Source organism: Streptomyces sp. NBC_01546, assembly GCF_045208355.1.
In the GTDB taxonomy this organism is placed as follows: domain Bacteria; phylum Actinomycetota; class Actinomycetes; order Streptomycetales; family Streptomycetaceae; genus Streptomyces.
Window position 1 is genome coordinate 297,965 of record NZ_CP109379.1, and the last position, 25,896, is coordinate 323,860.

Sequence of the window (25,896 nt, forward strand, 5' to 3'; positions counted from 1 at the left end):
ATTCTGCGTAACTCGTGACGGAGCTTGCGGTCGAGGTCGTCGGGTGTGTCGAAGGCGGTGTTGGCCATCGCGAGCCAAGGCGAAGGCGCGGCCGAACCCTGCCCTGGCGCCGCACCGCCCAGCCCGGCTCACACCTGGGACGGGAGCCGGGGACATGAGGGAGCTGTGCCGCGCGGCCCATGGCGTCACCAGCCCCGCAGTCGCCTCGCCGTGTTGGTCCTGTGCCATCGAACCTTGACCGATTGCCACTGCCATCGAACCTTGACCGCCCAGGTCAGGGCCTCGCTGAGCAGTGTCAGAACCCTGCTGAATGATCGGGCCATGCTGATTGCGACCAACGAACGCGGCCATGTGGTGAAGCGGCCCTCCAAGCCGGCCATCGGGAAGATGCTGGCCGACCTGCAACGGGGGAACGCTTACCTGGTCTTGGAGCGGGTGGACGAGGAGCGGCCCGGCAGCTGGTACATCCAGGTCCTGCTCCGCGAGAACAACACCTTCCAGCTCCAATACCGGGACGGCGTGGCTGAGCTGCACTACCAGACACAGACGATCTCCCAGGAGAAGGTCCTCGGGGCCCTGCTCGGCTGGGCCCGTGCAGCGCCGGACTGGCGGGACAGCTTCATGTGGAGCAACATCTCCGAGCAGTTCGGCCCGAGCGACCGTGAGAGCCCGCAGCAGCCGGGTGGCGAGGAGCCCTCGACCGGTACGCATACGGGCTGACCAGGGCGGTCAAGGTTCGATGACACGAAGCGCATAGTGGTCAAACTTCAGTGGCAATGAGGAGCGCGTGGAGCTGCTGCTCCACCACGTCCATGGGGTCTAGCTGAGGATTCCCGTGTTCGGGCGGGGCCCTGTGGAGGGGCTGCTGAAGCTGGAAGAGGATGCGCTCCGTGAGGTCTTCACCGGGCGCGTCGGCCACCACGCTCAGTACGGCGCTGACGTCCCAGCGGTCGCGTCGGCCTGTAGCGGGTTGAGCAGGACCAGTGTGAACTCCGAGCTCTTCACTTTCCGGCAGGCGGTAGAACGCCCTTCTTCCGGGCCTCGGCAATCCACCGTCCCGCTGTCGCCTCCGACCTGGCCCACCTGCTGGCGATGGCACGGCGGGGCGGGATGTTCCGCTCGGTCGCCCACTGATACACCTCGGCCACCTTCGCGAGGTGCTCGTCACCCCCGCCGTACGGGCGGCCCTCGGTCGCGGGTGCGGGCTGCACCTGTACGGCGATCTCCGCCGCCCTCACCTCGGCTGCCACCCGCAGCAGCCGGTCCAGCGGCAGCCGGCGCAGCCATGTCGCGCTCACCGGCTGGTCGTCCGGGGCCTTGACGTAGAACCCGTTCGGTTTCGTTCCGCCCGCAGGGAAGCCGATGATGAAGCTATGGCCCTCGTAGCCGGGGAAGTCCTCCACTGTGACCCCGCTTCCGCCGTTCTTGACCTTCATGCGTCGCCCTCGCTTCGACTTCTGATCGCACACTTGTGAGATGCGCGCGCAAGTTGATCGTTGCTATGTCATCATGATGCCGCCCCTGCCGCATCGCCGCATCGCTGCGACCTGGGGACTCCATCCTTCCTAAGGATCGCCCAGTCATGTCCGGATACCCGCAGCAGCCCCAGCCGCAGTACCCCGCCCCGAAGCCGGGAATGAGCACCGGCAAGAAGATCGCGCTGGGCTGCGGCATCCCCGCCGTCCTCGGCCTGCTCCTTCTCGGCGGCTGCACCCTCCTCGTCGGCGAAGCCGCCGAGGAGGTAGGCAAGGAGCTCGACAAGTCGTACGACAGCGCACAGGTCAACCCCTCCGGCGGCACCAGCGGGAAGAAGGGCGAGCCGGACATCACCCAGGACGCGAAGGTGACGTCCTGCGCGGTGAAGACCGGCGAGTTCGACATGAAGGAGCTCGACGTGAAGGTCGAGTACACCAACAGCGGTGGCCGCCGGTACAGCTACCTCGTTGAGGGCGAGATCCTGGTCAACGGCGAGAAGAAGGAAGACCTTCTGTCGACCGCCCAGAATCTGGCCCCCGGCCAGAAGTACACGGACGACAATGCCGGCGCCCTCGCGTTCAACACCGCGAAGGCGGCCAAGGCCTCCGACAAGATCGAGTGCAAGATCCTCAAGGTCTCACGCAACGCACTCTGACCCGCGGCCAGCACCCTGACCACGGCGGCTTCAACGCCTTCATGAACGACCCTGACGCCGGTCCTCCGGCTCGGCCCCAACCCGCCCGCACCGGAGCGCCCCGCACCGTTCCCAGCCGGACCCGAGGACGTCGACCAGGGCCAGCCGACCGAGTCGGATCCCACCTACGTGTCCGACGCGAGCGCGACGGTGCCGGTGCCGGTGCCGGTGCCGACAGCGCGAGCCGCCACCGGGTGTGGCGGCGGCCCGCGCCGGGATTCGGCAGGGGCGGTCTCTCAGGCGGAGGACCACAGGGACCTTGATGGGGTTTCTGCTCGTCAGCTTGCCCGCTCGAAGGCCAGGTTCGCGTTCGGACAGTCGGCTGCGTACCGCAGCAGCGCCTCACGCTCCGCCTGGTCCCCCTCCAGACCCCACCGGTGTTTCGTGGCCACCCACTCCCCGATGTACCGGCAGTGCACCGCCGGGGCCGGCATCCACGAAGCCGGATCCTGATCACTCTTCTGCCGGTTCGAACGGCCGTGACCCCGACCAGCGTCACATCGCTGCCCAGGTCGTTGGTGTACCGGCGGCGCCGCTTTCCGCATGAGCAGTCCGCCTACCTCGCCGGACACCCCGCCTACGAGATGCGAGAGAAGAACCCCAACACCGGGTCTCCGATTGACCGTGTGTTCGTGTACCTGGACCGCGCCGAAGACCCCCACGCCGTTGCCATCGAACTGACACGCCGCGCCCTCGCGCACGCCACCGTGGTCGTCCTCGCCAAGTAAGCGCGCACCGCGGCCCCGCCGACCAAACAACCGGTGGGGCCACCATCCCCGAGAACATGGAGAACCGTCCCGTGGCATACGACCCGAACCAGCAGCAGCCCGGCCCCGCCTACGGCTACCCCAACCCCCAGCAGCCGCAGTCGGCATGGGCGGCGGCCACCGGGAAGTTCCAGAGCATGAGCACCGGCCAGAAGGTCGGCATAGGCTGCGGCGGCCCCTTCGGCCTGTTTGTCTTCCTGGGCCTGATCGGGGCCGCGGTCGGCCCGGACACCAAGGAGATACAGGTTCCCGGGCCGACGGTCACCGTCACCGTGACTCAGACCGTGCCCGGCCCGACCGTCACCGTGCCCGCCGCAGCCCCGGCGGCCAGCGAGGCCCCGAAGCCGTCCGACACCCCGGCGCCGGCGCAGCCGACCAGGGAAGCCACCGGCACCCTGCCCAACTTCGTCGGCAAGCAGTTGCAGGCATCCCAGGACGGCGCGCAGGCCGCAGGTTTCTACCTGCTCAGCAGCACCGACGCGACCGGCGCAGGACGCATGCAGGTCTTGGATCGCAACTGGAAGGTCTGCGCCCAGACCCCCGCCCCGGGCACACACCCGCTGACCACCCAGGTCACCTTCGACACCGTCAAGACCGAAGAGTCCTGCCCGTAACGAACCCCCCGCGGAGCCCCGCCGGCGCGAATCCGGCGGGGCCCCACACCCCCCAGCATCCACCACGAAACGGAGCACCCGTGCTCTACACCCGCAGCGCCGCCCTGACCGGCGCTTTCCTCCTGGCCGTGTCCATACTGACCGGCTGCACCAGCAGCCCAGATGCGCGGCCGGCCGCGGCGTCCCCGACATCGGCGGCGTCCTCGTCCAGCCCGATACCGATCACGCCCGGACCTGCCACCAGCGACCCGGCCAAGGCGGCTCCCAATCCGCAGGCGGGGTTCGTGGACTGCTGGGACCACACCACCAGCGGCACGGCCAACGACGGGTCCGGCATCACCTTGACCGGCATCGAGTGCTGGCACGGCCAGGGCTTCGTCAAGGTCACCGCCCGGGCCGGGACGCCCGGACCGGGGGGTATCGACGGGCAGGGCATCGTCACGATCACGTACACACAGCAGGGACGCCGCTGCACCGGCCGGAACCTGGTGACAAACATGACGGAGATCGGCCGGACGGACGGAGACAAGACCCGCATGTCCACGGACATCGTGCGCGCCGTAGCGGGCAGCGGATGCCCGGGAACCGCCGACCCGGACCCCGGGACAAAAGTGGCCGTGATCGAGGCGCACATGGCGACCGCGCAGGACCTGGCCGAGGCGCTGCACCCCCAGCATTAGCGCCCCAACTACCTGTCAACCACGCCCCGCCGGGACCGGATTCCGGCGCGGCAGCACACCCCGACGAGAGGCCGCACCATCGTGACCGACAACAACACCGAGTCGACCGGCAGCGCGGAGCAGCCCACCACGGTGCCGCTCGCCCCGCCCGTACCGGCCCCCCAAGTATCCGGCCGCACGGCCAAGGGCCTGCCTCGGTGGGCGCTGCCGGTCGCCACCGGCCTGGCGGGACTCCTTCTCGGCTCCGGCATCACCTACCTCGCCAGCAGCGGCAGCGAGGACGAGCCCAAGCCGGTGAAGGGGCCCGCCACGTTCCAGATGGGCGGCTCCATGAAGATCAGCGGCGACTACAAGTCCGTCTCCAAGGACTACGGCGGCGGGTGCAGCGGCGTGGGCGGCTACAAGGACATACGCGCCGGCGCGCAGGTCAACGTCTATGACAGCGCCGGTCGTGTGCTGGCCACGGGGGCGCTGGACAAGGGCGCCGCTACCGAAAGCAAGACGGGGACGGTGACCGTGTGCACCTTCCCCGTGATCGTCAACGACGTCCCCACGGGCGCGGGCCTGTACCAAGTCGAGGTGTCCCACCGGGGCAAGCTCAGCATCTCCGAGGCAGACGCGGTCGCAGGCACCTTCGCCGCCTCCCTCTGACTCCTGTCCGCACACAGCAGCTGATGGCTCCGGCGACTTCCCACGCGTTGAGCACGGCTTGGCCGGCGCCGTTGGCGGAGAGCTGGAACGGCAGCTGGAGACGGTGACCCGGGCCTCGCGCGGGTAGCAGGTGCGTGAGGGCCGCGTCACCGTCGGGCTGGACGACCTCGATACCGGCGGCGGCGATCTGAGGGCCTGGTCGTTGCCGCTGGCAGCCGCGTGGACGGTGGAGTACGGGATGGGCAACGACAGGCCCCGGTTCGCGTGGACACCGGGACCTGGTGGGACGGCGGCCCACTCCCTGTGATGGAAGCTTGACTGGTCTCGTCCGGGAGGTCACGGGCCGCCCCCACGGTGTCGGCATGGACTACATCCCGCGGCGGGCGGCGAGTGAGCTCCCCTTCGACAGCACGGACATTCTCCTGCGCTACAGCTTCGAGCACCCCGCGCTCCCCTGCGAGTTCGAGGACGCGCTGGAGGTCTGGTCGGTCGGGATTCCGCAGTACCACCACGAGGACGGCTGCCCGCAGTGCCCGCCCGAAGACGTGTGCCGCTTCCACGACGGGACTCCGATCGGCGAGATGCACTTCGTCAAGATCCGCGGCTTCACTGCGGACCCCGCCTGGGAAGCCGCGGACTCCCACACCGGCGACATCGAGAAGATCGTCGCGGTATGCACCGACCCCGCCTGCGCAATGACGCCGGGCCTTCACTGGTCACCCGAGTTCCAGGAGCGGATCGACTGTCCCGTCGGGGACCTCCTGATCATGGACCGGGTGAAGATCGAGCCCCAGTGGCGCGGGTTCGGGATCGGTGCTCTCGCCGCGGCCGAAGGATCCACAGGCTCGTCGCCGGATGCTGCGCGGTCGCCTCTGAGGCAGCGCCCACGGACGGCGACTACGAGGACGATGAGCCCGGCTACCAGGCCGCCCAGGCCGCCCAGGCCAAGATCGCAAAGGCGTCGGCCAGTGGCAGCACCCGGTACGGGACGGGCGTATGGGCCGCGCCCGAGGAGAACGACCTCTAGGCGAACTGGTTGCCCGTCCCTTGGAGGTCTGCGACTGGGGTGATCACGTTTCCGATCCCGTTGTTCACCGAGTCACCGAAGCTCTGAGTGTTGAAATTGAACGACTCGTCCCGTGAGACGCTCCCGATGTCGCCGTGGCTGTCACCCTGACTGGCCATCGCGGTTCCCGTGAACGACAGGGCGGCCCCCGCGAGGGCAAAAGCAGCAAGTACGCGCTTGGTGTTGTTCATGCCCAACCAACGATCTTGAATCCCGGCGGGTTACGTCCGGACCGGGCAGACCCGGCCCCGTACACGACCCGGAGCGTCATCCAACCGAGGAGCGCAACAGGGCCCTCGGAGGCGGTATCAGGCCTCTCGGGCACAGCTACCGGCTGCAGTTCCTCCCGGGGAGGATGAGCGAAGAACTGCAGCGGCCCCTCCACAGCAGGAGCCGCACATGAGCAGGCGCATCGACCACTCCCGGTCCCGCCCTCTGGCGTGCCGAGCGCCCTTGAGAATGCGGGGCGTCCAGCGTCGGCGGCGCGGTCTGCGGAAGGTGCAGGGCGCCAGAGCGCCACGCGCCGGCCAGCACCACGGCTCCGGCCCAGTCGAGGACGGCAGCGCGTACTGGCGTGTTCGGCGGGCTCGGGTGGTGCCGGTGTCACAGCTGGGGGATGTACGGGGCGAGGCCGATGATGAGGATGGACCGTTCGCCCGGCCCTGGCTCGGAGCCCGCGCGGACCGGGCCGACGTAGTGGCTGACTCTGTGGTCGTGGACGGCGTAGCCGTCCAGTGGGTCGGTGAGGGTGAAGTCGGCGTGGATGTCCGCCCACGGGTCCTCGGGCTGGAGGCCTGCGCTGCCGGGTGTGGCGATGACGTTCTGCCCGCCGGTGACGTTGGTACGGCTGATCAGGTGGGCGAAAGTGAATGTGCTGGCCGAGCCTCCGTCTTGGTGCAAGCAGTTCGGGGAGGAAACGGCGTCCTGTCCGGGACGGTCGACGCCGAGCCTGATCAGGTGGACACCAGCCCACAGCGGCCGTCTCCCCAGGTTCTTCAGGGACAGGACCTGCTCGATGTCCCAGCGCAGGAGTCGCAACAGCAGAGCGTTGCCGCGCAGCGCCTCGGGGATGTCGGGGAGCACTCGCCGCGTCCGCGGGTACTCAGGGTCGTCCTCGCCCTGGGAGAAGTCGGTGACCGTACCGTGTACGGGGTGGGGGGTTCCGGGAATCCAGGACAGTTCGTCCTTCCACGGCAGGTACACGGCATGGGAGTACCGGCGGAACCGATTCGTTCCCGGAGCGTACGGGTCGGGCGGCAGAGCCGCGAAGACCTCCCGGATCCTGGCCAAGTCCCTCGCAGCGGAGCCGGCCGGGATGATACCGAGCTGCGCAGCGCCGTAGCGGGCGAACCCGCGCTCACGCAGACCGTCCATGCCCTCACCCGGCTCCCCCGCATCACAGTGCGATCGCCGCTGGGGTTCAGCCTTTTCCACGTGTTCCTCCAACAGGTCACCACCAGGGCCATGGCGCCGGCGGCCCGTGCCGGCCTTGCGCACGACTCCCCCGTCACGCCCCGGGCTCGACGCGGCCCTGCGCTGCAAGCCACAGCAGCCCTTGCGGCGTGCCCGTCGGACGGTCGAGGCTACGGGCAGTTCGGGTGCGAGCGTCCTACGGGTCGCCGGAGGAAGCAAATGCCTGGGCTGCGCTGTCTCCTCGCCGCTGAGCCCGCAGCCCGCCCGTACCCCGGCCGGGGTACTCATCGGTGGTCCGGAGCCCGGAAGTGAGTACGGGTACTCACGTGCGGGGCAGCGGTCCACCGGCAAGCTGCGGTCATGCGAACGATCTCCCTCCCGAAGCCCCTGATGGCGGCCGTACTCGGCGCCCTGGCCCTCTCCGCCTGCGGCGTTCCGAACGCGGACGCCGAGCGGTCCCCCGCCGGCAAGGCGCTCCTGGCCGACGCGTCGCACGCCCCCGGGGCCGACGCGGCGGAGATCCGCTTCATGGAGACGACGACCCGGTTCCTTGCGGAGTGCTCTCCCGGAGCCCCTTCCGACAAGGGCGCGGCCGACGCGCCCCGCCCTGAGGACGCCTGGGCCGGGGCGCCCCGCCCCGAGGACCTGCCGGGCGGCTCCGGGCCGGTCACGCCCCGCTACGGCCCGGGGCAGACGCCGCCCGGCATTCCGAACGCGGACGGGTCGATCCCGGTCCCGCTCGACGACCCGGCGCCGCCCCTTCCCGCCGCGACGCCGACGCGCCCGGGTACGGTGTCGGAGGTACCGCTCACCGAGGCGGAGCGCTGCGTCGCAGACTTGCACGCCCGCCGGATCACCGAGGCCCTGCGGAAGGCCGCCCCCGCCGACCACGAGGCGCTGCGGACCGCCCTCACCGGACTGGACTACCCGGCGGCCCGGATCCACCGGATGCCCGACGGCGACAGCACCCGGGTCGACCTGCGCTTCATGGGCGGCGTTGCGGTCCTGGAGATCACCGGCACCGGCCCCACCCCGACCCTCACCCTGAAAACGGAAGACGCCGCCATCACCGCGGCCGCCCACACCCCCTGACCTTTCCGGCCCGCGCTGACATCACGCCGCCACGAACTGCCGGTCGTCCAGATCCGCGGTCACGCCGAGATCGGCGAGCGTGTCCACGTACGCGGTCTTGAGGTGGTCGTGCCACGGGTCCAGGTACGCGGCTAGGGGCGCCCCCTGGCCGGCGGGCATTGGGCCCGCGGCGACGACAAGGGGTACGGACGATGCCGGCGGACACGCTGCGGTTCCACGGTCGTGCGGCAGAACTCGCCGGGCTGGACCTGGAGATATCCAAGGAGGCTGAGGCGGTACTGGACCGCTTCGAGTCCGTGCACGGCCATGTTGTGCCCGCGTCGGTGCGTGAGTGGTTCGCGCTGGCACAGGGCGCCGCCGTGCTGCGGAAGTTCAGCAACGACGACATGGCAGCGGATACCGCCTTGAGGGTGCCACTCCAACACCGGCCCCACGGCGTCGCCGTGCTCGGCGCACCAGGAGACGGGGACCACGCCGCCGCAGTCGTGGCGCCTGCACACGCACCCCTCGCCCGGCCCGACATGGGCGACGCCGTGTGACGGACCGGCCCGCCTCGTGCACCTGAGGCGGCGGTGCCGCGCAGGCCTGCCGGCCAGGCCAGCGTGAGGCGCAGGCCGCCCGAGCCCGACCGGAACCGGTCGAGCACGCGGGCCTCGCCGAGGACGGCCAGGGGCGGCGTCCCGGGCGCGGCCAGGTGCTTGACGGTCAGTCCGAACATGCCCGCGGACAGGGCGGCGAGGGTGTCGGCGTCCGCATCGGTGGACCAGCCGGGCAAGGCCGGTCCTCTGTCGGACTGGCGCGGTCCGGCCGACGCGCCGTCAGGCCCACTGCCGCGTGTCGGCCAGCTGTCCGGATATCGCATGGTACGTGAGTTGTACAAAGAGTGGCCCTTACGGGGGATTCGCCCCGCCCGCCGATGCAACACGGTGGGCAGGCACGCAATCTCCGAAAGAGGGGACACCGCACGTATGAAGCGCCTCGCACCGCTGTTGGCGACCGCCGGACTCATCGCAACCACCCTGTCCCAGCTGGCCGTTCCCCAGGCATCCGCTGCCCAGTCCACCCCCGAGTACATGAGCCAGAAGCCCGCCTGGCACCGTTGCAGCGCAGACAAACCAGCGACCTACGAGTGCGCGGCCCTCAAGGTCCCGCTCGACTACGAGCGCCCCCAAGGCCCCACGATCGACCTCGCGATATCCCGAGTGAAGAGCGAGAACCCGGCCAAGCGGCACGGCGTCATACTCCTCAACCCGGGCGGACCCGGCACCACCGGACTCTACCGGCCGATGCGGATGAGCACGGAGATGCCCAAGGACGTACGGGACCGCTACGACCTCATCGGCTTCGACCCGCGCGGCGTCGGAGCCAGCAGCCCGATCACCTGCGGGCTGAACCAGACCGAGACGGGCATCGGCGGGGCGTACCGGCCCGAGCGCTTCTCCTCGGACGTGGCGTGGGCGCGCAACGTCGCGGACAAGTGCCGTGAGAAGGCCGGTGACGTGCTCCCGTACATCACCACCCGCAACACGGCCCGCGACATGGACGTGATCCGCGCCGCGCTGGGCGAGCGCAAGATCTCGTACCTGGGCTACTCGTACGGGACCTACCTCGGCGCGGTGTACTCCCAGATGTTCCCGCAGCGGACGGACCGCTTCGTGCTGGACAGCGCAGTGGACCCGCACCGCGTCTGGCGCGGCATGTACCAGGTGTGGGCGACCAGCTCCGGGCCGGCCTTCGAGCGGTGGACGCGCTGGGCGGCGGAGCGCTCGGCCGAATACGGTCTCGGCGCGACCCCCGAGGCGGTGTCCGACACGTTCTGGGCACTGGTGGCGCGCGCCGACCGGGAACCGATCGACTACTTCGGGCAGAAGATCACGGGTGACGACATCCGGGACCCGGGAGTGTTCTACTCCCCGGTCGAGGCCTCGATCATCACGAGGTCCATCAAGGCCGCGGCCGAGCGGACACCCCTGCCGGCGGACGCCGGGGTGGCGGACGTGAAGAGGCTCCTCGCCGGCGGCCGGGGGGCCACCGGGCCGGATACCGACACGGCGGCCGCCCCAGCGCCGGGCAACGGGCCCGCCCCGGCGGCCGCCCCCGGTGACAACGCCACCGCCGTCTACTGGTCCGTGGTGTGCGGGGACACGGAGAACTGGCCGCGCGACCCCGAGCAGTACGCGCGGGACGCGGTCCAGGACAAGGTGAAGTACCCGCTGTACGGGGACTTCGCATCGAACATCAAGCCCTGCGCCTTCTGGCAGCGGCCGTTGGAGGCCGCGACGCCCATGACGCACCAGGCGAAGGTGCTGACCGTGCAGAACGAGTGGGATCCGATGACCCCGCTCAGCAGCGGTCAGGGCCTGCACCGCGCTCTGAAGGGCTCGCGGATGGTGCTGGCGAAGGGCGGGCAGGGCCACGGCGTGTACCTCACCGACCCCACCTCCTGCGCCAACGACCCCGTCAACACCTACCTCACCACGGGCCGACTCCCCGCGAGGGACCTGACCTGTCAGAGTCCGCCGCGCGACCAGGAGCCGAAGAGGTCCCCAGCGCCGTGAACCCTGCCATCGTCCTGGATACCGGATGAGGGGACGAGGGGACACCAGCCAGACGCCGGAACGCGATCGAGAGCCGACCGCCCTGCCGGCGCCAGGCCCGCAGTGCAGCACGCACCGCCCCCGGGCCGACGGCCTCCACCACCGCACGCGACCACCGGGCCGGCCCGACACCCGCGGCCGGGACCAGGCCCGAGCCGGTCGCCCACCGCCACGCCGCGACCGGCACCCGCAGCCGGCCCGCCGCCTGACCCTCCTCGAACACCTCACGCACCGAACGCACCACGACACACACCCCAATCCACACACCGAGGCGGTCCGACGATCGGGACACACCCGAAACATGCCGAAAGATCCCGTTTGATGTCAATGGGCATGATTCCGAGGTGAGTTGGGGGTGCACCACACAAATCGCCTACGCGTACGCGAGGGCGAAACTCACCCCTGCGGGTGAGTCCGGAGCCAGCCCCGGACACACGGCAGCGCGGGCCGCCACCGGATGGTGGCGGCCGGCCGGTGTGGTCCCGGATGTCCTTCTCCGCCGCGGAGGACAACCTGCACGCGGCCGCCCGGCACGGCACCGACGCCTCCCTGTACTGGCCGGGCATGGGCGAGGTCCCGGCCCCCGAGCTGGTCCTGCGTCGGCTGCTGCCACTGGCGCACCAAGGTCTGGCGGCCGCGGGCATGGACGACGTGTGGCACGAGTCGCTGCGCCGGATGACGGGCCAGTACATGGAGCTCATGCACATGAACGCCCCGCCCCGGCACACACCTGGCCGGTGGACTGACCCGGCCGGGGCACCGAGCATTTCACGGCGAGGCCCCGCACCGGTGTGGGTGCGGGGCCTCGGATCAGGTACGGAGGGGTTTTCGGGCGGCCGTCAGTACTGCTCGATCCTGTTGGCGTTGATGTCGTCCAGGATCCCGATGATCCTGCTGTAGCGCTGCGCGGTGCCGGAGTTCACCGGGAGGAGCAGCGTGTCCTGTGCGTAGATCACGGCCTCGCGGACGTTGCGCAGGCCCAGGGCCTGGGTGGTCCGCGAGAAGATGGCCGTGCCGGCGTTGATGCGCCGGGCGGCGAGGTTGAAGTAGACAGCCATGAGCTGCTTGCCCAGGACGCTCTTGGGTGCGGTGCTGTCACCGAAGGCCGCGGTGACCTCGGCGGCGGACAGGGCCCCGCTCCGGTCGGTGTCGTATCGCTGGTCGGTGGCCTGTACGCGGGCCAGCAATTCGGCGGTCCACAGCTCCGGGTGGTTCTTCCAGAAGCCCTGGGAGAGCGGGTCGCGGCTGGGCGGCATCACGGTGATGGTGGTGGTGGCCGAGTCCGTGACGGGCGCGAAGGTGCACGCCCCGCCGGCGTTCTTGTAGGCGACGGACACGGTGTCGGTGTACGTGGTGCCGGCCAGGGCCAGGAGCGTCGGCCTCGCGGTGAAGACGATCTGCCGGTCGCCGGAGTGGGCTGGGAGGCTGCCCACGTTCCAGACCAGGGTCCGGGTGCCGTCGTTGTTGAGGGTCACGGAACTCGGCCTGGGGCCGGTGCCGAGATCGAGGGCCTGGCTGTAGTACACGCCCGCCGGCAGGGTGTCCGTGAGGGTGACGCCGGATGCGGCGCCGCCCCCCGCATTCGCGTAGGTGAGGGTGTACGTGATGGCCTGGCCCGCGTTGACGGTGGCCGTGGCGGTCTTGTCCACGGTCAGGACCGGGGCGTGCACGGTGGTGGTGGCCCGTGCCGTGTTGTCGTCCGTGTACGGGTCGGGCACGCCGTCGGTGTCGGTGCCGGTGACCGTGGCGCGGTTGGTGAGGACCGTGCCGTCGGCCGTGCTGCACGGTACGAGGTAGGTGAAGGCCGGTGTGACCGTGGCGGTGGCGCCGTTGGCCAGGTCGGCGAGCGAGCGCTGCTGGGTGCTGCCGTCGGGCAGGGTGTCGTCCACGTGGATGCGGGTGGCGATGCCGGGACCGAGGTCGGTCACGGTGGTCGTGTAGTGCACCGTGTCCCCGCCGGTGGCTTCGGCCTCGTCGGCGGACTTGGCGATCTTGAGGTCGGCCTGCTGGAACATGGCGCGGACCGTCTCCTCGGTCAGCTCCGGCAGGTACGGGCGGTCTCCGTCGGCGAAGAACCCGGCGTTGAGGCGGGGGTTGTACTGGATGTTCGCCCAGTCGTCGAAACCGCCCAGGCTCTGGCCGGGGCTGGCCTTGCTGCATCCGCCGTCGTCGGGACCGATGGACTGGATGTAGTTGATGTCGGCGGGGATGCCGGATTCCTTATCGCCGCCGGTCTCGTTCCAGTCGATGGGGCCGTGCGTGGCGGGTGCGACGCGCAGCTTGCCGCCGACCCCGTAGACGGTGTTGCGGGCGGGTGAGGGCGTCCCGTACACGCCGTTGTTCTCGTTGAGGATCGTCTCGTTGAGCACGGTGGCCGGGGTCGTCCCGAGGGCCGTGCCCCGGGCCGCGCTGGAATAGTCCAGCGGCCTTGCGGAGTCCCTGCCCGCGAACTGCAGCGTGTAGTTCATCACGCTGAGGTAGTTCGGCTTGCAGTTGACCGCGTCGTTGCCGCCGTGTCCCAGGCTCAGCGTGTGCCCGAACTCGTGCATGAAGGTGGCAGCCTCGGACTTCCTGCGTGCGCCGATCTTTTCGATGGTCGAGGAGTCCCAGGTGCCCAGGGTCACGATGAAATCGTTGCCGCCCTGGGGGCCCACGGAGGTCCACTCGGAACTGCCGGACACCTTGGACGCCTTGGGCGGCGTGGAATCGTCGAAAAAGCTGACCGCGAAGATCATGTAGCGGAAGGCCTGGCGTTTCGCACTCAGGATGTTCGCGCAGTTCGGGCTGGACCGGTCGGCCGCGGTGCCGAAGAAGCCGGTACAGGGACCCGGCGGGCTCCCGCTCTTGAGGTCGTTGAAGTCGTCCGCTGTACCGGGGCCGTTCGACCGCCACATGAGGGGGTTCACGGTCGTCACGGCTTCTCCCTCCGTCACATGGAGGTTGATGCCCCGGAACTTGGTCTTCGTCGCGTCGGACGGGTCGGGGTACGGGTCAACCGGAGCATCGGCGAACGCCTTGACCACGTCGGCGAGGGCACCGGCCTGCGGCTTGACCGCGGCCATGTAGTCCGCCTCGACGAACAGGTCCTTGCGGTACGGCACAGCGCCGTACGGGAGGTCCCCCAGCGGCAGGTCGACCGTACCGTCGGCATTCTGGTCAAGTCCCAGCCCGGGAACCTCCCAGGCATTCATGAGACCGTCGCCATCGCTGTCAGTATTGTTCGCCACGGCGAGACAAGACGGGGTGGTGATGGTGAAGTACCCGCGGGCCGAGTTGTCGGGAAAGGCCCCGCCGCCCTCACTCTCTCCTGCCAGTGTCGGCGCGCCCGCTCCCTGCTGACCGGTGAGCCCGCTGCCCGTGAAGATGCAGGTGGTCAGGTCGAACTTCAGATCCAGGGAATTATCCTGACCAACCCACTGGACAGGATCATGCGGGGGAAAAATGTCCCGGTCCCACAACGACATGTGAATGTCGACCGGGTTGTGGGTGGTGTCCACGGTGGCTTCGTGGACCCAATTGGTTCGGAAGTCGACCCCCTCGATGCGATCATCTTCGCGGTCAGAAAGCCCCTGGTGGTCGATCTCGAATCTGGGATAGTAGTCGTTCGGGCACGGCGACGGTTCACTCACCTCTTCATCGCACGAAAGTTCAACGACCCTGTACAGGCTGATGGTGATCTTCTCGGTAGCGGCATGCGCTGGCGTGGCGCCTGCGGCTGCCACTCCGGCTAGAGCCAGCAGGAGCGCGGCGAGCAGACTGGCATAAGAATGGACCCTAGGCATCCGGATCTCCCCTCAGAGGCAGAGCAATAACGGACCAGGACGGGTCGGATGTTCGCACTGAGAAACGGGCCTGGCGGGGTCAACACGCTCTATCCGCGATCGCAGTCGTCCAGTGGGCCGTCGCCGAACCGTTTCTCTGACGACGCGGGACACTCGCCGGACAGCAGGAGGCGAGCCGGCCGCCGCCCCGGCGGGCTCCCGACCGCAGGGCCGAAGGTCCGGTCCGGCCGCGCAGGACAACCCCGCCCAGGCCTGCCGTGCACCCCGTCGCCAAGCCCAAGCCCAGAAAGGTGAAGGGGCCGACCCGTACGCACGTGCCGCACCGTCCGGCACGGCGCGCCAGGGGTGGGGGCCGCGGACATGACGGAGCTGTGCCGCGCCACGCACGGCGTCACCAGCCCCGCCGTGGCCGCGCTCTGCCACCAGACCTACGGGAGACTGAGCGCCCCAGGGTCCCTCTTCAAATGGCACTGTTAGTCGTTTCACCTGCCCTGATGTGGCATCGCTCATGCTCATGGGCGAGGCTGGAACCCATGAAGATCAGAACGGGCCGCAGGAGCGATGCGGCCGAGGTTGCGGCGCTGCATGCCGAGAGTTGGCGTAAGGCGTATGCGGAAATCATGCCCAGCAGCTTCTTGGCCGGCCCTCTCCTCGAAAATCGCCTGGAGCTTTGGTTCGGCCGACTTGACGAGCCGCACCCAGGGGCGGCGCTGTTCGTGGTTGAGGAGGCGGTCAAAATAGTGGGTTTCGCGTATTTGATCCCTCGATCTGACGGTCGGCTCTTGTTGGACAACCTGCACGCCAGGCCGGGCCGCACCGGGTCCGGGATTGGCGGCCGGCTGCTGGCGCACGCCTTGGCATGGGCGGCCGATGAACACCCGGGTAGCTCGGTCTACCTGGAAGTGCTGCGCGCCAATACACGCGCCATCGCCTTCTACGAGCGGCATGGCGCTCTCCGTACTGACGAACGCGTCTGCCGGTTCGAGCAAGGTTTTGAGCTGCCCGAGCTCGAGTACACCTGGCCTGTCGCCTCACCCGCGTAGGCAAGCACGGCGTGCACTCCTGCGGAGGGGCGGGGAACTGTCCCCAGCACTTGACGCTTCCGGGATCATGATCCCGTACATCACCGTCAGACGAACTTGCCGATCACGAGTGGAAGTTACTCGCACCGCTGCTGCCACAGGCTAGGGCAGGCCGTCCGCGAGTAAACGACCGCAAGGTCCTCAATGCGATGGTCTACAAGATTCGGACCGGGGTTCCCTGGCGTGACCTGCCGGAACGTTACGGCTCCTGGAAGACGGTCTACACCCGCTTCCGCCGCTACGCCATTAACGGCGTGTTCACTCAGGCCCTGCAACAGATCCAGGCTCAAACGGACGCCGCCAGCGACATCGACTGGCTCGTCCAGATCGACTCCGTCATCGTCCGTGCCCACCAACACGCCGCCGCCACCGGCCGAAAAGGGGGACCTACCGGGCGGACGAACCAGACTAATGCTGCTGCAACCAGCTCAAAGGCTACCGAGGCATCGCAACCCGCTACGAGAAGACCGCCGCCTCCTACGAATCTGTGGTCACCCTCGCATCGCTCCTGCTCTGGGCTAGATCAATTTGAAGACGAACCCTAGCGGCCATTGCGGCGCCGCCGACGAGTGCTGGCGTCGTCGAAGCGGATCACGCCAACTCCTGACATGCCCCTGAGCGCGGCCATCTCCTTCGTCCCGTGCACGAGTCGGCATGCCCCGGTGTCCTGGTCGACGATGATGGGCCAGTTTCCCCCGCCCCGGATCTGGCGCCCCTGTTCGTCCTTCGCCGTGGGATACCAAGTGAAGCCATAAACGCCCCTGCTGGTCGGGGTCGCTACCAGGCCGAGTTTGAAGGCCCACTCATCCCAACGGTCGGTCAGGGTCCGGCCGAACTCTTCTGCACGTCTCCGCGCTTCGCTCTCCTCCAAGAGATCCCCCTTCACCACTCTCAGATACTTGAGAGAGCAGACGCTACGGGACTGAACCCGGCCACAGAACGGGAGCCACCTCGGTGCACACGTCTCCTTACTTGACGGTGCACACAGAGAAGTACGTCGGCCTGCGGGACTCGGAAGCGGCCGACCGCTGGACCTGGCTCGTGCTGGCCGCGCACGCCCAGCTCCGCCGCGCCCGCCCGCTCGCGCGGGACCTCCGCCGACCGTGGGAGCGGCCGGCCGAACCGAACAGACTCACCCCCGCCCGAGTCCGGCGGGGGTTCAGGAACCTCCGTGCGAAGACAGGCACGCCAGCCGGTGCACCAAAACCCACCAGGCCCGGCCCCGGCCGCCCGCTCGGCTCGAAGAATCGACAGGTGGCCACCCGCTATGACGGCGGCCGCGTCCTCGCCACCGGCGAGTCCTACACCCGACCCGCCCACCACAAGGTCGGCACCAAACCCCGACGAACAAGCCCCACCCCCACGCAGTGAGCCTGAGGGATGGCGGTCATGATGTCCCAATGATATTGGGGCCATCGAGCGATGACGCTGTGGAAGCAGGCTGGCAGAAGGTCCGCGCTGACGGACGCGTGCGCCCGGAGCTACTGGAAGCCGCTTACACCGAACCGCGCCTGCGGCAGCTGTTCCCGTGGACCGGCATGGGCGAGCTGCACTTCAGCCGCTGCACCGAAAAGCGGTGGACGTGGGACATCCCCTACATCCAGCCTGCTGCCGGAGGCAGCTACTGGGTGTCAGGTCCTCTCCGTTCGCAGGCCGTGGGGCCTGCGGAGACGGTCTCGCAAGCCATCGCCATGGTTCTGGAGCGCCTTCCGGTCGGCTGCGGGCCGGCCTTCCTCGGCACTCCAGAGGAACTCGCAGTCCACGAGGCAACGCAAGAGCCGCTCGACGGTTAACGGCAAGCTGAGGCAGTCCGTAAGACGCCGAACGCACGGTTGCAGTCGATGCAACATCGTGGCGTCAGGTGCCATCAGCCGAGGCGAGAGACCTTGTCGTCACCAGAGCAAGCGACGGCTGCACATCGCTGACCAGGTCGGAAACGGTCAGTCGTAGTACGACCACCCCACACCCCCGCTCAGCGCGCAGCCCGGACCGATGGCCGGGTACTCCACGGCCTCGGACAGCAGGACCTCTTGACGGGTGTTACAGCCGTCGTTCGGAAGGTCGCCGGTGTTCCAGTGTTTGAAGGAGGTCCGCCGGTAACCGGTCCGGTCCTCGACCGCGACCGGGAGCGCGGACACCGCAACCCCGATCGGCAGGGCCTGCGGCACCGCACGCCCCTCTTCCGCGGCGTGCGCGGTCGTAGCAGGCAGGGACAGGGCAAGCGCAGCAGCGGCCGCGACTACGGCTCCGGCTCATGATCATGATCATGATCATGATCATGATCATGATGAGCCGGTTGCACCGGCCCACACACCATCAGCAACAGGACCCTGCGACGCGGTTCACCCGGCCGGGGACATGGGTTCACCGCCGAAACGGCACTACACCGACCACCAGGTCACCGCTCGGGACCGTTCTGGAACAGCAGCGCTCTCGGCCCGCAGACCGCGCCTACTCAAGCCGTCCGCAACTTGGTCGGTGGAGCGGGACGACCCGCTGCCGCCCCACCCTTGGTACCCGTTCCAGCCGTCCAGGGAGGCGTTCCGGTACACGCCGAGGATGCTGACCCGTCAGACTTCAGTAGCCATCGCCGAAATGGCCTTCGCCCATGGCAACGCACTCGTCGTCTGCGTCGTAGTCGGTGAGGCGAGCCAGCCCAGAAACCAATCGTGGGGTGGGGTGACGCGGGCCGGAGGCCACCGTCCTGGTCTTCGTTGCCTGCGGACTCGTGAGACTCGACTGCGCACCTCGTCGGCGCCCGCATCGGCTCACCGCGCACAAAGCCCTCCACGCATCCGAGGGCATACTGCTACTCGCGACTCGATTGATGACATGTGAGGTGACCCTTGAGCAGGCTGCTGGATGGTTTCGAGACTACGGTTTCTCCGAGTTATCGCATATTTGGGCTGGTCGATACGAGCGTCGATACGTATTCGCCGCACGCGGATCGCACGAAGTGGCTCCTTTCCGCCCCCGGCATGGTGTATCTGCAAGTGCCGCCCCAGGTGATTCGGGCGTCGGTCCGTCTGGAGAGCTGGTCAACCGCTCCTCCGGCAAGCGATGCCTCGTGGTCCGGCGCGCAGGACGCGCGTTTGCCCAGGGCTCCGCAGTACTGCGGGGCCACCCCGACTGGCATTCTCCCGTCCTTGGGCAGCGGCACGTCGTCGAAGCCCGCCTTGGCCCGTACGTTGTAGGCGGCGCTGTCGAAGCGGATCTCCCCCTGCTCGCCCTCGGAGGGGATGAGCTGGGAGTAGCCGGGGAGCGTGAACTCGAGTACCGGGGTGAAAAGGCCCGTGGCAATCTGATCGCCGTTCGCGACATCGGGCAGCCTCGGTGCCAGCGACCACAGGTCGAACTTCGTGTCACCGTTGTACTTCCACTGGCTGGGTGAATCACTGCGGCCCGTGTGGAGACCTGGCTGGCAGTATGGCTGACTCAGGCTGAATTCCGTCCCGGTCAGCTGCCGATCACGACGATGAACGGGTCATGGCTCAGGATCCGGTCATTGTCGTACCAGGCGCCGAGGCGCCGCCCGGCTTCCTGGTTCTCGTTCTAACCGTCAGGTCGCGGTCAGTGTTCATGCCGCGACCGACTGCGCCTCCTGCCCGCTCCAGTGGAGGCTGTTCCTGCCTCGAGTACGGGGCGGCCAACCGCGAGAACGGCTCGGCGAACGTTCGACGCGGACAATCCGCCGCCCCACAGATGAAACGCCGGACCACCAACCAAATAACGAACCCCTGCTCAGCGAGCGGAAGATCCTTCAGCTTGTGCTCGTAGCGGTCGTGCACCCGCTCCGAGAAATGGCCGCAGTCCGGACACTTCGCCCCGGCCGCCCGCCCTCTCGCTACCACCTCGACCGTGCCGGACACAGCCGTCACCGCCTCGACATCCACGTCGTCGATCCCGTCGAACACGATCGCGTCCCAGAACGATGAATCGGTCAGCATGACCAGCACCATCACCGTCCACAGCCGACCACGGCAGAGACCACCATGGACCTGACGGAGCGTCATTCTCGATCGGTGGACGTTCAGGCGTACGCGGTCTCACCCCGCCCTGACCGGGTCCCCGCACCCGCGGTTCAGTGCTCGCAGAGGGAGAACTCCCTTTCGTAGAGCTGCTCGTTGTGTTCGTCGACGAAGAACTTCCTTTCCTTCATGAGTTCTTCGCGGTACGTCTTGGCCTGCTCGAGCGTCATGCTCGATGTGTCGGACCAGGGCTGCTGCGGCGGTACGTCGGAGGTCGAGACGATCTGCTCCGCCGGGTCGACCAGGAAGAACGCGAGGATCTTGCGGTGTCCCGGGCGGGTGGGGTCCGCGAGGCGGAACGCGTCCACGCGGTGCTGCAGGACGTTGGGAAACACCAGGCAGCGGCCCGACGGGGTCGGTACCGAGCCCAGCACCTGGTTCAGCGCGTCTTCGTCCTGAAGGCCATAGACCTCGCGCAGCCCGGCGTCGTCGTTCTGTTCATAGTGCGGGTCGTCGAGTGCGGTCCGGAATCCCAGCCGGCTCTCGGTGATGTTCTCGCTGTCCCAGTAGTAGATGCCGGTCGAGACGATCCGCTCGTTCAGCATGCCCTCGACGTGCCAGGAACCGCCGGGGTATTCGGGCTTGTCCGGGGTGAGGTGGACGGTGGCGAGCTTGACGATGACCTGGAGCCGACGGCCGCGCAGGTCGACCCGGGCAGAGGCGTCGGGCAGTGCAGGCGGGCTGAAGGCCGGGGCGTCCGGGACGATCGGGCGGCGGTTCTCCCACCAGGCCTCATAGGCCTCTTCCCAGACAGCGCGGGCATCCATGTAGGTCGCGTTGTCACTGTAGGAAGACTGGCGCGGATACTCCGGTTCCGAGTCGTACCAGCCGTAGGGATCGGCCTCGATCCGCAGGGCTCGCGGGTGCCGCAGATCGGTGAGCACATTCTCGAACAGCGGGCGCAGGCGCGCGAACACGTCCGGCAGGACGGACGCCAGTGCACGATGCGCCTCGGGGTGGACGTTATTGACGTACGAGCGGAAGGTGACGGCCCCGTCGTCACTGACGTCGACGTCCGTGGGCAGCCACTGGAACCTCTCCGAGAACTCGTACTTCGAGTAGTGGTTCGTCGGGTTCTGCCAGGCCCGCTCGGGCCCTCCGCTCACCTCCCTCACCAGGCAGAACAGTGAGGGGTGCACGAGATCCAACACCTGGCCGCCGGATCCGGGATGCCAGTCCCGCTCCGCTTCGGGTACCTCTTCCAGGACCCGGACCGCCTCACGCAACCGGGACCTGAGCTGCTCGTCGACGAGGGTGTCCGACTGCCAGACCCCGTCGACCGCGGACACCTCGATGCCAGTGTGCGCGTCCCGCAACGCGGCGTAGTGCCCCAGCTCGGCGAGAACGTAGCGCACCTGCGCTTCGGTCAGACCCTGCGCCACCGCTTCCTGCGTCCATCTGGCGACGATGTCGGCGTCGTTCATCTTGTCGAACCACACGGGCTTGGCGCGCAGGTGCGAGCTGCACTGCATCATCTGCAGCTCCCGCAGCGTCCGGGGCGTCGCGAACGCCGGGGAACGGGAGGTCTGGAAAGGCAGCGGGAAGGCGGGCAGGCCGGTCACTTCTGGTGGTCCTCACGATCGGTGTGCGGTGCCCGGAAGAATAGCCCGGCCCACTGACACCACAGCAGCGGCCCCCGAGCGGGGACGACCATCGCGGTCGCCCCCGCCCGGGGCCGGACACCGTGGGATGTCCAGCCCCCGGGACCGCGCGGGTCAGGCGTTGTCGCCGGTGAGGCCGGCGTGGACGTCGCAGGCGGCAGCCACCAGGCTCTCCAAGCACACACGGGTCTCGGGCCAGCCTCGGGTTTTCAGGCCCCCGGCCGGGGTTGACCCACAGCCGTTCGGCGGGGATGGCCGCCAGGCGATGCGCAGCAGACCGGCCACCTGGATGGACTGAGCCGACTCGCCCCTGAATTCGAACATTGAACTGGGCGCGGTAGACGGGGACTCTGGGCTGTCGGCAGAGAAGCGAGCCCTACACACACGCCACGCCGACTACCCGCCGGTGGGGCTGGTTGCACTACGAGCTGCACGGGACACTCGCCGCCCCGCGGCACGCAACCGTGCTCGACCGGCCGGTCGAGCAGTGGCTGACCACGTCCGCCGCCCCGGCGGGCTGGGCAAGCTGGGCGTGAAGAGGCCGCACGGGCGGGCAGGGTCCCGGTGAAGGCGGCCGCGGCCGCAGGGCGGCGGGTGGAAACGGGGGCGGGCGGCTACCAGCTCTGCCATGCCGGGGCGGGGTGGCGGAGTGCGCGCCGCTTCCGGGCTTCGATCCCGAGGAACATGGCTCCCGAAGCGAGGGTCGCGAGGAACGACACCAACATGGCCAGCGGCAGCAGGACGCTGGCGGGTTCCCCCAGGCACAGCCACAGCGCCGCCGTACCCACCGCCAGGGCAACCAGCAACGAAACCCTCGCCGCGAGCGACAGCCTGCCGCTCACAGCGACGAAGGCATACCCGACGAGCAGGCCCAGCGCGACGACCACTATCAGGCCCAGGAACAACAGGAACAAGAAGACGAACAAGGCGATGATCATGTCGTACCGACCTCCGGATCTCATGGCCAACTCGTGCCGAAGGCAGACGGATCCACGTCCCCCCGGCCTGGCAGGCCCTTCCGGACGCCATGCTGTCAGATTTTCTGAACACGTTCAACGCAGCTCGTGGACGGTGTCCATGAAGGCGCGGAACCGGGCGGTCTCTACCCGACGGGAGGGGCGTCGCTGAAGGGGACCCAGATGCGATCTCTCGCCTCCGTGTCAGTACACGAGCTGCACGTCTATCGCCCGATGACAGTAGGGACACCCCAGATCTCTCACCTTCGTGGCAGTGACCCCACACACCGAAACAGCCACCGACCAGCACCAACGCACAAACCCGCACTGCCTCTCACACCACCGTCACGAAACCGAGAGATCGCACCCGGGCGCGGCCACGGTGGTGTCGGCGGAGCGGGGGCCGGATGCGGGCGGGGCCGGCAGTCGGCATGGTGGGGGGTCAGCGGGCGCTGCCGATGTTGCGGTCAGCGTCGGAGCCGCTCAGCATCAGGGTGGTTTCCTCGATGCGGTGGAAGCGGCCGTCGGGGGCGAGATCGGCGAAGACGTAGACCTCCATACTGACGGTGGTGCCGTCGTTCTTGGTGATGTGGCAGGTGTGCCGGTCGGCGTACTTGTTGCCGTCGTAGAGCTCGTCGTGGACCTCGACCTTGCCGCCGGCGACGATGCCGCGCAGGTGGCGGATGTGGTCGAGGAACTCGGCGTGGTCGGCCCACTGGCCGTCCGTGCGCTGGCGGTACCCGGGGGTGAAGTGGCGGTCGGCGGCCTTCTCCAGGGTGATGTCGTGGTTGAAGAGCAGGTCGTTGAGGGCGGCTTCGATACAGGTGCGGTTCATCGGGGCTTCCTTGAGGTGTGAGGCGGTCCGGGAGACCGGGTCTGCATGACAGGGCAAATGCCGGTGCCGGACGGGCTATCGGGCGACGGTGGCGAGGGTGGTGTCGAGCCAGTCGTAGATGCGGGCGAGGGCCAGGCGCATGGCGCCGGGGTGGCAGTGAGCGCCGGCGCCTTCCTCTGCGGTGAACAGCATCAGGGTCTTGGGGCAGGTCAGGTGCTCGTAGAGCTGCTCGGGCTGGCCCTTGAAGAACTCGTCCTCGGCGGCGTCGCACACGAGGGTGGGGCACTGGATCAGCTCGGCGATGCCGCCGCCGAGGGTGTAGTCGAGGTAGGAGGCGCTGAAGGCCCGGGGAGTGTCGACGCCCATCACGTACATGCCGTGGTTGATCGCCCACCGCGCGGTGGCGTCCTGGGCCGTGATCTGCTCGAGGCGTGCGTCGAGTTCGGGGGCGCAATCCGCGCGCAGGAGCCGTTCGGCCTGGTCGCGGTCGCCGGGGATGTGGCGGGTGGATATCTGGCCGAGGTCGTAGACGCCGTCGACGGCGATCAGGGCGGCGAGGCGGTGCTCGAAGGCTGCTGCCCTGGGGGCGAGTACGCCGCCCATGCTGCTCCCGAGGAGCGCGATGCGGCTGCTGTCGACCTCGGGGAGGGTTTCGGCGAAATCGACGACCGGGGTGATGACGTTCTCCCAGTCCGGGCGGAAGACCAGGCCCTGGTGGTGGCGGGGGCCGGGCTGCCCTGGGCCGTCGAAGGTCAGGACGGTGTACCCGCGCTCCACGGCGGCCAGCGCGCCGCTGAAGTGGAGTTCCTCGGCGGTGCCGTCGAAACCGCTGTGCATGATCAGGGTCGGGCGGGGCGTGCCGGTGTCGTCGGCCCGATAGAGGTAGCCGGGCAGGGTGGTGTCCTCGTAGGGGATGCGGACCGGTTCGATGCGGGGCGCGCAGAGCGCGGCCGCGGCCCGGAAGCAGGCCACGCTGCGGCCGTAGGTGTGGTCGTGGCGGGGATCGCACGGGTGGCCGTGCTGGAAGAACTCCGCCGACCGGTAGTAGTTCGAGGCGCGCAGGAATCCGTCCCGGGCGCTGACGGTGTGGCCCGCGTCCAGGGCCCGCTGGGCCTCGGCGGCCACCCGGTCGGCGGTCGCCGTCCACTCCTCGTGCCAGCTGTCGTAGTCGCCTTCCTTGATACGCGCGCTGGTGGAGACGACCTCACCGAAGTCGGCGCCCCCGTAGGCGATATGGCTCATCGAGCGCAGGGTCTCGTACCAGAACTGGGGGTTGTCGGGGAACAGCAGCGGCTTCATCACACTCTCCCTAAGCACAGATCTGTGCGTACGGCAGGACTGTAGACCCTGCCGGCCCCCATAAGCAAATAGATGTGCTTACGATGTGCGGGTGACTCCGAAACAACCGGCCGCGCGCCTCCGCAAGAGCCCCGAGCAGGTCCGCTCAGCCGTCCACCAGGCCGTCATCGACCTGCTGTCCGACCCCGAGGGCGCGGACCTCACCATCCCGGCGGTCGCGCAGCGCGCCGGGGTGAACCACACCAGCGTCTACCGGCGCTGGGGCAGCCGGGAGGCGCTGCTGGCCGACGTGGTCGTCACCCGCCTCGAACGAGACTGGCCGCTGGCCGACACCGGAACCCTGCGCGGCGACCTGACAGCATGGGCCGAAGCGGGCGTCGCGAGCATCCGCACCCCCGAAGGGCGACTGCTCATCCGCGCCGTCGCCCTGTCCATGCCAGGCAGCGCCACAGCTCAGGAGGGGCGCGCGCAACAGTTCGAGCGCCGCATCGGCGCCATCGAGCGCATCCGCGACCGCGCCACCGCCCGCGGCGAGGTCCCCCCACCCCTCGACCAGATCCTCGACCAGCTCGTCGCGCCGCTCTACCTGCGGGCGATCTTCGGCATCGACCCGCCGGCCTCCGGCTACCCAGAACTCCTCGTGGACCGCCTCCTCGGCAGCACGATCACGCCGCAGCTGCGAGACCGAGAGGCGGCGCGAGACGGGCGCTCGTGACCAGGACGAACGTAGGATTGCGATCATGATTCGTCCGGCGGAGTGGAGTTGACCAGCTGTGATGCCCCCGTACTGCGCGATCTGCAACGCGTCACTCAGGGACCACGGCTACGAGACTTTCACGCTCGTGTACTTCCGTGCGATAGCGCCACCTCTCGATCACGAGGGGCATCCCGAGAACGCCCTCTGGTTCTGCAAGAGTCACGTCCGGTACACCGAGGGCAAGACCCACATGAGCGCCATCCTGGCCATGGTCCACATACGCGCGGCGATCCGACGCAACGCCCAAAACCCCTGGCCACTCACCAGCATGCCCTGAGCACCATGCCTTGAGCACGATGCCTTCGCCCCGATCCGCGGGGCGCCGGCGCCGAACAGTTGTCAGGCGGAAGACGGCAGTCTCGCGCCGCCGCAGCCGTGAGGCCCGCCAGCCCGGCAGCAAGTTGGCCGCGCACTGGGCAGCGTCGGGTGCAACGCCGTGCGCGGCGGCCCCCGCCCTCCGGACTCAGGACCGAGCCCGGGCCATCAGTCACGAGCGTCCGGGAACC

General features: G+C 68.7%; 24 protein-coding genes and 7 pseudogenes. 16 read left to right on the plus strand and 15 right to left on the minus strand.

Annotated features, from left to right (window positions below; all coding sequences use genetic code 11):
* Positions 1-321: 321 nt before the first annotated feature.
* A complete protein-coding gene (locus OHA89_RS01595) occupies positions 322-720 on the plus strand; it encodes a hypothetical protein (protein ID WP_266615573.1) in 399 nt (132 codons plus the stop codon).
* A 40-nt stretch (positions 721-760) separates the two neighbouring features.
* On the opposite strand, the pseudogene OHA89_RS01600 reads toward OHA89_RS01595, so the two are convergent.
* Together OHA89_RS01600 and OHA89_RS01605 are read right to left on the minus strand one after the other, a co-directional pair.
* Positions 761-967 (minus strand): annotated as a pseudogene (locus tag OHA89_RS01600) (hypothetical protein); the annotation flags it as partial.
* Positions 968-1,001: 34 nt separating this feature from the next.
* Positions 1,002-1,436 carry a hypothetical protein gene (locus tag OHA89_RS01605; protein ID WP_257552374.1) on the minus strand — a complete coding sequence of 145 codons (435 nt, stop codon included), beginning with the start codon at positions 1,434-1,436 and terminating at the stop codon, positions 1,002-1,004.
* Positions 1,437-1,582: 146 nt separating this feature from the next.
* Between OHA89_RS01605 and OHA89_RS01610 the strand changes: the two genes are divergently transcribed.
* On the plus strand, positions 1,583-2,131 hold the full coding sequence (locus tag OHA89_RS01610; RefSeq protein ID WP_266615576.1) for a hypothetical protein: 549 nt from the start codon (positions 1,583-1,585) through the stop codon (positions 2,129-2,131).
* 317 nt (positions 2,132-2,448) lie between these two features.
* On the opposite strand, the gene OHA89_RS01615 is transcribed toward OHA89_RS01610, so the two are convergent.
* Positions 2,449-2,604 (minus strand): hypothetical protein, encoded by a 156-nt coding sequence (locus OHA89_RS01615; protein ID WP_406364966.1) that lies wholly within the window; start codon positions 2,602-2,604, stop codon positions 2,449-2,451.
* A gap of 45 nt (positions 2,605-2,649) precedes the next feature.
* On the opposite strand from OHA89_RS01615, the gene OHA89_RS01620 reads away from it, so the two are divergent.
* The 4 genes from OHA89_RS01620 to OHA89_RS01635 all read left to right on the plus strand — a co-directional run bounded on the left by OHA89_RS01620 (position 2,650) and on the right by OHA89_RS01635 (position 4,882).
* The gene (locus tag OHA89_RS01620) at positions 2,650-2,898 is read left to right on the plus strand and encodes a hypothetical protein (RefSeq protein WP_266615580.1); all 249 of its coding nucleotides are present in this window, start codon (positions 2,650-2,652) and stop codon (positions 2,896-2,898) included.
* A gap of 71 nt (positions 2,899-2,969) precedes the next feature.
* A complete protein-coding gene (locus OHA89_RS01625; RefSeq protein ID WP_266615582.1) occupies positions 2,970-3,551 on the plus strand; it encodes a hypothetical protein in 582 nt (193 codons plus the stop codon).
* 80 nt (positions 3,552-3,631) lie between these two features.
* Positions 3,632-4,231, plus strand: a complete 600-nt coding sequence (locus OHA89_RS01630) for a hypothetical protein (RefSeq protein ID WP_406364967.1) — start codon at positions 3,632-3,634, stop codon at positions 4,229-4,231.
* A gap of 81 nt (positions 4,232-4,312) precedes the next feature.
* The gene (locus OHA89_RS01635) at positions 4,313-4,882 is read left to right on the plus strand and encodes a hypothetical protein (RefSeq protein WP_266615586.1); all 570 of its coding nucleotides are present in this window, start codon (positions 4,313-4,315) and stop codon (positions 4,880-4,882) included.
* A 1,023-nt stretch (positions 4,883-5,905) separates the two neighbouring features.
* Here OHA89_RS01635 and OHA89_RS01640 read toward each other — a convergent pair.
* Both OHA89_RS01640 and OHA89_RS01645 read right to left on the minus strand, forming a co-directional pair.
* Positions 5,906-6,139 (minus strand): hypothetical protein, encoded by a 234-nt coding sequence (locus OHA89_RS01640; protein ID WP_266615590.1) that lies wholly within the window; start codon positions 6,137-6,139, stop codon positions 5,906-5,908.
* 412 nt (positions 6,140-6,551) lie between these two features.
* Complete coding sequence (locus OHA89_RS01645; protein WP_406364968.1) at positions 6,552-7,322, minus strand: 2OG-Fe dioxygenase family protein; 771 nt, start codon at positions 7,320-7,322, stop codon at positions 6,552-6,554.
* Positions 7,323-7,721: 399 nt separating this feature from the next.
* On the opposite strand from OHA89_RS01645, the gene OHA89_RS01650 reads away from it, so the two are divergent.
* The gene (locus OHA89_RS01650) at positions 7,722-8,453 is read left to right on the plus strand and encodes a hypothetical protein (protein WP_406364969.1); all 732 of its coding nucleotides are present in this window, start codon (positions 7,722-7,724) and stop codon (positions 8,451-8,453) included.
* Between the two features lie 21 nt (positions 8,454-8,474).
* Here the strand turns inward: OHA89_RS01650 and OHA89_RS01655 are convergent, their stop codons facing one another.
* The gene (locus tag OHA89_RS01655; protein WP_406368772.1) at positions 8,475-8,612 is read right to left on the minus strand and encodes a hypothetical protein; all 138 of its coding nucleotides are present in this window, start codon (positions 8,610-8,612) and stop codon (positions 8,475-8,477) included.
* A gap of 32 nt (positions 8,613-8,644) precedes the next feature.
* On the opposite strand from OHA89_RS01655, the gene OHA89_RS01660 reads away from it, so the two are divergent.
* From OHA89_RS01660 to OHA89_RS01670, 3 genes and pseudogenes are all read left to right on the plus strand, one after another.
* Positions 8,645-8,992, plus strand: coding sequence for a hypothetical protein (locus OHA89_RS01660; protein WP_406364970.1), 348 nt, complete (start codon positions 8,645-8,647; stop codon positions 8,990-8,992).
* Positions 8,993-9,421: 429 nt separating this feature from the next.
* On the plus strand, positions 9,422-11,011 hold the full coding sequence (locus OHA89_RS01665; protein WP_266615594.1) for an alpha/beta hydrolase: 1,590 nt from the start codon (positions 9,422-9,424) through the stop codon (positions 11,009-11,011).
* A gap of 507 nt (positions 11,012-11,518) precedes the next feature.
* Positions 11,519-11,796: pseudogene (locus OHA89_RS01670) on the plus strand (glutamate--cysteine ligase); the annotation flags it as partial.
* Positions 11,797-11,889: 93 nt separating this feature from the next.
* Here the strand turns inward: OHA89_RS01670 and OHA89_RS01675 are convergent.
* Positions 11,890-14,547, minus strand: coding sequence for a hypothetical protein (locus OHA89_RS01675; protein WP_406364971.1), 2,658 nt, complete (start codon positions 14,545-14,547; stop codon positions 11,890-11,892).
* Between the two features lie 818 nt (positions 14,548-15,365).
* On the opposite strand from OHA89_RS01675, the gene OHA89_RS01680 reads away from it, so the two are divergent.
* A complete protein-coding gene (locus OHA89_RS01680) occupies positions 15,366-15,875 on the plus strand; it encodes a GNAT family N-acetyltransferase (protein ID WP_266615597.1) in 510 nt (169 codons plus the stop codon).
* 104 nt (positions 15,876-15,979) lie between these two features.
* Positions 15,980-16,459 (plus strand): annotated as a pseudogene (locus OHA89_RS01685) (IS5 family transposase); the annotation flags it as partial.
* On the opposite strand, the gene OHA89_RS01690 reads toward OHA89_RS01685, so the two are convergent.
* Positions 16,456-16,785: a hypothetical protein gene (locus OHA89_RS01690; RefSeq protein WP_406364972.1), complete on the minus strand. Its 330-nt coding sequence runs from the start codon at positions 16,783-16,785 to the stop codon at positions 16,456-16,458. The pseudogene OHA89_RS01685 and the gene OHA89_RS01690 sit on opposite strands and share 4 nt — an antisense overlap.
* Positions 16,786-16,916: 131 nt before the next feature.
* Between OHA89_RS01690 and OHA89_RS01695 the strand changes: the two are divergent.
* Positions 16,917-17,285, plus strand: a pseudogene (locus OHA89_RS01695) (transposase); the annotation flags it as partial.
* Positions 17,286-17,314: 29 nt separating this feature from the next.
* Complete coding sequence (locus OHA89_RS01700) at positions 17,315-17,707, plus strand: DUF6193 family natural product biosynthesis protein (RefSeq protein WP_406364973.1); 393 nt, start codon at positions 17,315-17,317, stop codon at positions 17,705-17,707.
* A 147-nt stretch (positions 17,708-17,854) separates the two neighbouring features.
* Here OHA89_RS01700 and OHA89_RS01705 read toward each other — a convergent pair whose 3' ends face one another.
* Positions 17,855-18,082: a hypothetical protein gene (locus OHA89_RS01705; protein WP_406364974.1), complete on the minus strand. Its 228-nt coding sequence runs from the start codon at positions 18,080-18,082 to the stop codon at positions 17,855-17,857.
* Positions 18,083-18,993: 911 nt separating this feature from the next.
* Positions 18,994-19,080 (minus strand): annotated as a pseudogene (locus tag OHA89_RS01710) (transposase); the annotation flags it as partial.
* A 376-nt stretch (positions 19,081-19,456) separates the two neighbouring features.
* Here OHA89_RS01710 and OHA89_RS01715 point away from each other — a divergent pair.
* Positions 19,457-19,549 (plus strand): annotated as a pseudogene (locus OHA89_RS01715) (transposase); the annotation flags it as partial.
* A gap of 75 nt (positions 19,550-19,624) precedes the next feature.
* On the opposite strand, the pseudogene OHA89_RS01720 reads toward OHA89_RS01715, so the two are convergent.
* The 5 genes and pseudogenes from OHA89_RS01720 to OHA89_RS01740 form a co-directional block, all read right to left on the minus strand.
* Positions 19,625-19,927, minus strand: a pseudogene (locus OHA89_RS01720) (transposase family protein); the annotation flags it as partial.
* Between the two features lie 68 nt (positions 19,928-19,995).
* On the minus strand, positions 19,996-21,504 hold the full coding sequence (locus OHA89_RS01725; protein ID WP_406364975.1) for a DUF4246 domain-containing protein: 1,509 nt from the start codon (positions 21,502-21,504) through the stop codon (positions 19,996-19,998).
* 653 nt (positions 21,505-22,157) lie between these two features.
* Complete coding sequence (locus tag OHA89_RS01730) at positions 22,158-22,481, minus strand: hypothetical protein (protein WP_266615604.1); 324 nt, start codon at positions 22,479-22,481, stop codon at positions 22,158-22,160.
* 460 nt (positions 22,482-22,941) lie between these two features.
* Positions 22,942-23,334, minus strand: a complete 393-nt coding sequence (locus OHA89_RS01735; RefSeq protein ID WP_266615606.1) for a nuclear transport factor 2 family protein — start codon at positions 23,332-23,334, stop codon at positions 22,942-22,944.
* A 75-nt stretch (positions 23,335-23,409) separates the two neighbouring features.
* Positions 23,410-24,633, minus strand: a complete 1,224-nt coding sequence (locus tag OHA89_RS01740; RefSeq protein ID WP_406364976.1) for an alpha/beta hydrolase family protein — start codon at positions 24,631-24,633, stop codon at positions 23,410-23,412.
* A gap of 91 nt (positions 24,634-24,724) precedes the next feature.
* On the opposite strand from OHA89_RS01740, the gene OHA89_RS01745 reads away from it, so the two are divergent.
* Complete coding sequence (locus OHA89_RS01745; RefSeq protein ID WP_257552395.1) at positions 24,725-25,348, plus strand: TetR/AcrR family transcriptional regulator; 624 nt, start codon at positions 24,725-24,727, stop codon at positions 25,346-25,348.
* The last annotated feature ends 548 nt before the right edge of the window (positions 25,349-25,896 follow it).